Raw genomic sequence first — 6,997 nt, forward strand, 5'->3', positions numbered from 1 at the left:
CCATCTCGCCTATTGCGCGGATGATCTTCTCCAGGAAGCGCAGGCCGCGCTTGCGAGTGGCCGCATCCGGAGAGGCGACATCATACCGAGCGGGCAGCCCGATGCAGTGGGAAAGCCCAAGGTTCCGGGATTGCGCGTGGTACTGCAAATGCCTCCGCGCCTCGGCTTTCATGCCTGCGATAGTGCCCGCATTCACCTCGAGCACATCGAATCCAAGGTCGGCCGCCTTGTCGACAAACGGATGGAAGTCAGCCTCCCAATCGTGGGTCCAGTAGGCGTAGTAGATTCCTATCTTGTTCACGGCGGCCAGCCTCCTTGCAGGGATCGGTTCACGAACACGCTATGGCTTCGTTCCCCGATCTATCGGCCGCGTCCAACAGTTCGTCCACCCGCTCGCCCACAATGCCGTGGATGTGGTTACAGGGATAGCTCGGGAGGAATGCCTCCGGCGGGACGCTCAGGCGAGCGAAAGCTTCTCCGATTGGCTCGTCCCCATAGCTCCAGTTGCTGACAACATACTTCAAGGCAAGCCGCCTTCCCCGTCAGGTCCTCATGCGCCGGCGACGCCACTGGTCAAAGACGACGACGACGATGATGGTCAGACCCTGGGTAATGCGCTGCCAGAAGGCGCTGACGTTGAGCAGGTTCATCCCGTTGGCCAGAACGCCCATGATCAGTGCCCCGATCAGCGTCCCGATGACGCCGCCCTCGCCGCCGAACAGGTTGGTCCCGCCGATGACGACCGCGGCGATGGATCTCAGGTTCTCATCGTCCGCCATCAAGGCGTTGGCCGAATTCAGCCGGCCGGCCAACACCAGGCCGCCGATGGCCGCCATGAGCCCGCAGATGGTGTAGACGAGGACTTTCGTACGGTCGGTATTGATGCCGGAAACGTGGGCTGCCTCCCGATTTCCCCCGACGGCGAAGGCGGCCCGCCCTAGCGCCGTGTAACGCAGGATGAACCAACCGACGAACCCGACGGCCAGGGCAACCAGGGCCGCGGCGGGAAACCCCCCGACATCCCCGGCGCCCAGCCAGATGACCTGGTCCGGCAAGTACCCCTTCAGCTCCGTGGCCGTCAGGTGTGAGGGGACGGGGAGCCCTCCGGTGATCAGCAGCGCGATGCCACGGTACACGCCGAGTGTGCCCAGCGTGGCGATGAAGTCCGGGATTCGCCCGCGGGTGATAATGAAGCCGTTGAGCCAACCTGCGATCGTGCCTACCGCCAACGCTACCAGCAGCCCGACCCCCGCCGGGACCGGCCCGAAGGCCAACCCGGCCACCTCGATCCGTTGCGTCATGAGGACGGCCGCCACGCACGCCGAGAGGGCGGCCATAGCGCCAACCGACAGGTCGATCCCCCCCGTGATGATCACCAGGGTCTGGCCGACGGCCAGGATAGCGGTGATCGACGTCTGGCGGGCCACGTTGACGGCGTTGCTGACCGTCAGGAAGTGCGGCGTGGCGAACGACAGGTAACCCGCCAACACGAACAGGGCGATGAGCGGCCCGACCCGCAGCAACCCCTGTCGAAGGAGGGCCGCGCCCCGGCTGGCTCTCGCCTCCCCGGCATCAGGCGGCTGAACCGGGGAGTCGGCTGGCTCGACCGTTGGTTTCTCCGTCACGGTGACCTCCAGGTCGCTCAGCTCGCGTCGCGCAACAGGTCTTCCTGCGTGGCCGCGCCCCGAGGATACTCAGCCGTCAGCCGCCCGCCCCTCATCACCAGGATACGGTCGGCCATCGCCAGAAGTTCCGCCATCTCCGAAGAAATCAGGATCACGCCCACGCCCTGCTGCGTGAGGTGATCGATCAGGGAAAAGACCTCGGCCTTGGCCCCCACGTCCACGCCGCGGGTCGGATCGTCCAGTACCAGGACCTTGGCCCCGCTGCACAACCAGCGGGAGAGGACGACCTTCTGCTGGTTGCCGCCGCTCAGGTAGATCACGGGCCGGTCCAGCGAAGGCGGCTGAATGCGCAGGTCCTGTACATAGCCCGAGGCCACCTCGCGCTCCGAGCGCAGGTTCAACCAGCGAGCAGGGGACACCTGGCTGAGACGGCCCAGGGTGATGTTGGGTGGGATCGGCAGCATTGGCACGATCCCCTCCCGACGCTCGCGCGGCAGGAAGCCCATCCCATGGCGAATGGAATCCGACGGGCGCTCCAGGCGGACGCGTTGGCCGTTGATGAAGATCTCCCCGGTGGCTTTCGACTCGAGCCCGAACAGGGCCCGCGCCAACTCCGTCTGCCCCGCCCCCATCAGGCCGAAGATGCCGAGAACCTCGCCGGCGTGCAGCTCGAACGAGACCTCCCGAAGCGCGCCGGGCACAGACAACTTGCGCAGCTCGAGTACCTGCCTCGCCTGCGGACGGCCACGCCGGGGGTATTGCTCCGTCAGCTCGCGACCTACCATCATCTGGATAAGGTCGTCCTGGGTGGCGGCTTCGACCGGCAGGGTGGCGATACGCTTCCCGTCCCGCAGGATGGTCACCCGTTGCCCGATCAACGGCACCTCGGCTAGACGATGGGAAATATGGACGATGGCGACTCCCCGCTCACGCATCCGTCGCAGGATCACCAGCAGCCGCTCGCGTTCCACATCCGAGAGGGCCGACGTCGGTTCGTCCATCACAAGGATGCGCGGCCGCTTGGCCAGCACCCGGGCGATCTCCGTCAGCTGTTTCTCGGCCACGGTCAGGGAGCGCACTTCCGCTCGGGGGTTGACCTCGACCCCCAGCTCCGCCAGGCTTTCTTCGGCCAGCCGGAACGTCCGTCGCCAGTCCACCATCCTCAGCCGGGTGCGCGGCAGGCTGCCGAGAAACAGGTTCTCGGCCACGGTGAGCGCCGGCACCAGACTGAATTCCTGGTAGACCATGGCGATCCCGTGCGATTGGGCACGCTCCGGGATGAGGTCCTGCACTTCCTTCCCCTGGATGAAGATGCGGCCGCCATCCCGCGGGATGGATCCGCTCAGGATCTTCATCAGGGTGGACTTGCCGGCCCCGTTTTCGCCTAGGAGGACGTGGACTTCACCGGCATACAGGTCGAAATCCACATGATCGAGGGCGTGAACCCCTGGGAACCGCTTGTCGATCTGCTCCATCCGCAACACCGGCTCACTGAGCGACATCGGGGGCTCCAGCAGGGGGCGCTATTGCGCCGTGTAGCCGCCGTCGACGCTCAGGATCGAGCCGGTGGCGTACGCCGCCTCGTCGCTGGCCAGGAAGAGGATCGCCGCCGCGATCTCCTCCGACGTGCCGAGGCGGTTCAGAGGCCGGGCTTGCTCGAGACGGCGGCGGGCTGCCGCCGGATCCGGGGCGCGGCTGACGGCCGCCTGGACGAGCGGTGTGTCGGTCGTGCCGGGGCAGACGCAGTTGACCCGGATCCCGCGCCCCGCCAGGTCCACCGCACAGCTGCGGGTCAGGGCCACTACTCCTCCCTTGGAGACATTGTAGGCGACCTGACCCAAGATGCCCACCAGGCCGGCCTCCGACGACACGTTGATGATGGCCCCCCCGCCCGTTCGCTCCATGGCCGGGATAGCGTACTTGATTGTCAGGAAGGGACCGGTGAGATTCGTCGCCAGGACGCGTTGCCACGCTTCGGACGGTGTCTCGGCCGCGTTCCCCTGCACATAGATTCCGGCGTTGTTTACCAGCACGTCCAGACGGCCCCAGGCCTGCAAGACCTGTTCGACGGCGCGCCTCACATCGTCTTCGAGGCTGACGTCGGCCTGGAGGAAGATGGCCTGTCCGCCAGCCGTCTCCACCTCGTCGAGGACCGCTCGGCTCCCCTCGGCATCCACGTCAAGCAGGGCAACCCGGGCCCCCTCCCGGCCGAAACGGACCGCCGTGGCGCGCCCGATGCCCTTCGACGCTCCGGTGACGACAACCACTCGTCCCTCGAAACGCATCGCGTCCTCCTTCCTTGCCAGATGGTGGGAGGGTCCAGCCCGAAGAGGGAGGAGCCTCGCAAGGCTCCCCCCATCATCGGACACTTGGCCGCTACTTACAGTCGGCTTTGATCGCCTCCCAGTCGATCTCCGGCAGAGCTGGCTGGGGATAGAACTGACGAGCGTTTTCTTGGTAGGCAATGCGCGGCCGGATGTCATACGTCGCCGGCACCTCTTGCCCGCAGGCGAGCTTCACGCCGAACTCGGTGCCGAACCAGCCCCAGTCGGCGAAGCCGTGGGTCGTCTCGGCCACGAGCTTGCCTTCGGCAATTCGGTCAACCGATTCCGGGGTGACGTCGTTGGTGAAGACGGCCACCTTCTCGTCCCCGATCACCGGACCTTCGCTGGCCAGCTCCAAGCGATCGATGGACTCCGAAGCGAGCATCGCGCCCAGGCCCATCTCGTTGGAGGCCGCCCAGAAGAAGTCGAGGTTGTCTGGGTTCGCCTGGAGGAAGTCCTCGGCGCACTTGATGCCCTTCTCGCGGTTCCAGTCGGCGGCGCACGGAGCTCCTACGATTTCGATGCCAGGGTAGGGATCCAGCACGTTGTGGAACCCGTTGAGCCGCGCCTGGGAGAAGAACCCACCGGCGACGCCTTCAATGATGGCGCCGCGGGCCTTGATCTGCGCCACCTCGCTGGCCGGCAGGTCCTTGTACAGGTCTCTCCAGAACTCGATGTCAAGGTACTGATCCGGGGCCACGTCGACCGTCCGGCCGGTACCCAGCACGCCCGGGCCGCCGAAGTAGTCGAGCAGGGCGTAGGCTGTCACTTCGGCCCCGATGGTGTTGTCGAAGCCGATGTAGGAGCTGATATCGAGGCCCTCGATCGGCTCCAGTAGGTTGACGATGATCACCGGTATGCCGGCCTCGTTGGCCTTGGTCACAGCCCCCTTGATCACCTCGACCTCGATGGGGGAAATAGCGATGACGTCGACCCCGCGCTGGATGTAGTCTTCGATGATCGCCACCTGGTCGGCGAAGGCGATATGCGTGGCGGGCGACTGTGAGATGACTTCCACGTTGAACCCGTTGGCATTGGCGTCCTCCGCTGCCTGCTCAAAGAAGTCCGTCGCCGTCTTGAACACCCCGGTGATGTCCGGAGGCGTCCAACCTATGACGATGGGCTCCGACCAGCGTTCGGCCGCGGCCGGCGCCTCGGTGGCGGCCGGCGCCTCGACGGGCGGGGGCTTGGTGGCTTCAGGAGCTGCCGGGGGCGCCGCCGGCGCCGCGCATGAGCCCGCGAGCAGGCTGAAGATCATCAGCGCCCCCAGCCACACGTAACGAGACTTGCTAGCACTGAACATGAACCTTCTCCTTCCTCATTGAATCTCGGATGATGGGGAGACACTATTCTCCTCGCAGCGTCAAACTGCCGCCGACCTCCTTTCTGGCACAAGCCTCACAAGAGGGTGACCAGTCGTCCTGGCCCCCATGGTGTCCGCGCACAAAGGCATGATGGCGGGCCTAACCGAGCCCTTCCTCCGATGGATTGGCTGAGCCGGCCTACTTCGAGATAGCCTGGAGGGGCTCTCCTGCCGCCCCCGGCATCGGCCGGTCGTCCCGCAGGTCATTCCCCGATGGCAGGTCCTCCGGCTCGCCTCCAAGAATCTGCCTCCTTCCCGGCCCCTCGCGCATGCGGATGAGTTCGACTTCGAAGCGGGACCGGTCCCCCCGGTGGAGGGCCAGGTAGTATTCGATGGGAGTACCGTCCGCCATGTAGCTGACGCTTTCCAGCATGATGAGAGGCGCTCCCTTCGGGACCTTGAGGAGCTGCGCCTCACGGTCGCCGGCTGCCCAGGCCTCGATCGTGCGCCGTCCGCGCGCTAGTTCAATGCCGCACTCCTTCGACAGAAGGCCGTAGAGCGATTGACGGGTGAGATCGGCCTCGACCAGACTGGGGCACAACGAATAGGGCAGATAGGTTGTGACGAGGACGATGGGCTCCTCATTGATGAACCGCAGGCGTTCCACTTCGATGACAGGAGCCTCGCCGGCCAAGCCCAGATGGCCGGCCACTTTGGAGCTGGCACTGATCACGTGCTGTTTCAGGACCTGGGACACAGAGGCGTGACCGCGTTCCTGCATGTCTTGGTAGAAGCCGGTCAGGCGCTGGACCAGGCTCTCGCCGATCTTGGGCTCAGCGACGAAAGTCCCCTTGCCCTTTCGACGGGCGACGATCCCCACGTCGCTGAGGTCGCGCAGGGCCTGGCGGACGACCGTCCGACTGACCTCGAACATGCGACACAGGTCGGCCTCCCCCGGCAGTTGGTCGCCCACCGGCCACTCGCCGCGCTCGATGCGGCGCCGAATGAGCTCCTTGACTTGGGCGTAGTAGGGAACCGGGCTCGTCCGATCGATGACCAGTAGCGAGGGATTCGTCCCGGCTTCCATGTCGTTAGGGGACAGCCCGCGTTATCATCATGTCATCTTGTCATTACTTGATTATCGTACAACCAATCTCCCACGTGTCAACTCCCCTCCTGAGGGTCGCCGCCGCCCTCGACGAACAGGAATGACCTGGCCCCAATCGGCCTCTACCTCAAGAACGCTTATGTCTTGTTCCGGGATGCAGGAGGAGGAGAGGTTCCTCCAGTGACAAGCATCGTGGTGCCCGACCCCAGGCCGAGGACCATGGTGACGTCGTCGGCAGGAGCCGCGCCTCCAGCGAAGTCCTCGAGATCGTGGCGGAGGGCCTCCAGGAGGTCCTGGGCCGAAAGCGATGCGGGCTCGTGCGCCGGCGCCGCCGCCGCGGGCCCCGGGACAGGCGACCCGCCTGCAAAGGGAGTCGCGACCTGGTCCGTTGGAGCCCCGGGATTGCAGGCGCCGGAGAGCAGCGAGGGGCCCAGCAGAACGGCGATGATCGAGTTCCGGTTCATGCCCCATCCCTCCATCGTACGCGCTGGGCGGCTCGCCAGGCCATGCCACGCGTCCGGCGACGGAGCCATGATCGCGCCGGCGAAAGGTTCGCCATCCGATTGGCTCATCCTGCGCTGGAAGCAGGGTTGGGCCGCAAGGGTGTGGTCAGCCTGCGGCGGACCGGAACGATGAC

At 65.7% G+C, this 6,997-nt stretch carries 7 protein-coding genes; all 7 read right to left on the minus strand.

Annotated elements, in window-relative coordinates:
* On the minus strand, window positions 1-301 hold a 301-nt coding region (locus MUO23_12375; protein MCJ7513754.1), incomplete at its 3' end, for a sugar phosphate isomerase/epimerase.
* A 28-nt stretch (window positions 302-329) separates the two neighbouring features.
* Window positions 330-524 (minus strand): hypothetical protein, encoded by a 195-nt coding sequence (locus tag MUO23_12380; GenBank protein MCJ7513755.1) that lies wholly within the window; start codon window positions 522-524, stop codon window positions 330-332.
* Window positions 525-542: 18 nt separating this feature from the next.
* Window positions 543-1,625, minus strand: a complete 1,083-nt coding sequence (locus MUO23_12385) for an ABC transporter permease (protein ID MCJ7513756.1) — start codon at window positions 1,623-1,625, stop codon at window positions 543-545.
* 17 nt (window positions 1,626-1,642) lie between these two features.
* Window positions 1,643-3,127 carry a sugar ABC transporter ATP-binding protein gene (locus MUO23_12390; GenBank protein ID MCJ7513757.1) on the minus strand — a complete coding sequence of 495 codons (1,485 nt, stop codon included), beginning with the start codon at window positions 3,125-3,127 and terminating at the stop codon, window positions 1,643-1,645.
* 21 nt (window positions 3,128-3,148) lie between these two features.
* On the minus strand, window positions 3,149-3,910 hold the full coding sequence (locus MUO23_12395) for an SDR family oxidoreductase (GenBank protein MCJ7513758.1): 762 nt from the start codon (window positions 3,908-3,910) through the stop codon (window positions 3,149-3,151).
* A gap of 91 nt (window positions 3,911-4,001) precedes the next feature.
* Window positions 4,002-5,252, minus strand: coding sequence for a sugar ABC transporter substrate-binding protein (locus MUO23_12400; protein ID MCJ7513759.1), 1,251 nt, complete (start codon window positions 5,250-5,252; stop codon window positions 4,002-4,004).
* 199 nt (window positions 5,253-5,451) lie between these two features.
* Window positions 5,452-6,339 (minus strand): GntR family transcriptional regulator, encoded by an 888-nt coding sequence (locus MUO23_12405; protein MCJ7513760.1) that lies wholly within the window; start codon window positions 6,337-6,339, stop codon window positions 5,452-5,454.
* Window positions 6,340-6,997: the final 658 nt, after the last annotated feature.

This window comes from Anaerolineales bacterium, from assembly GCA_022866145.1.
Taxonomy (GTDB): Bacteria; Chloroflexota; Anaerolineae; order Anaerolineales; family E44-bin32; genus PFL42.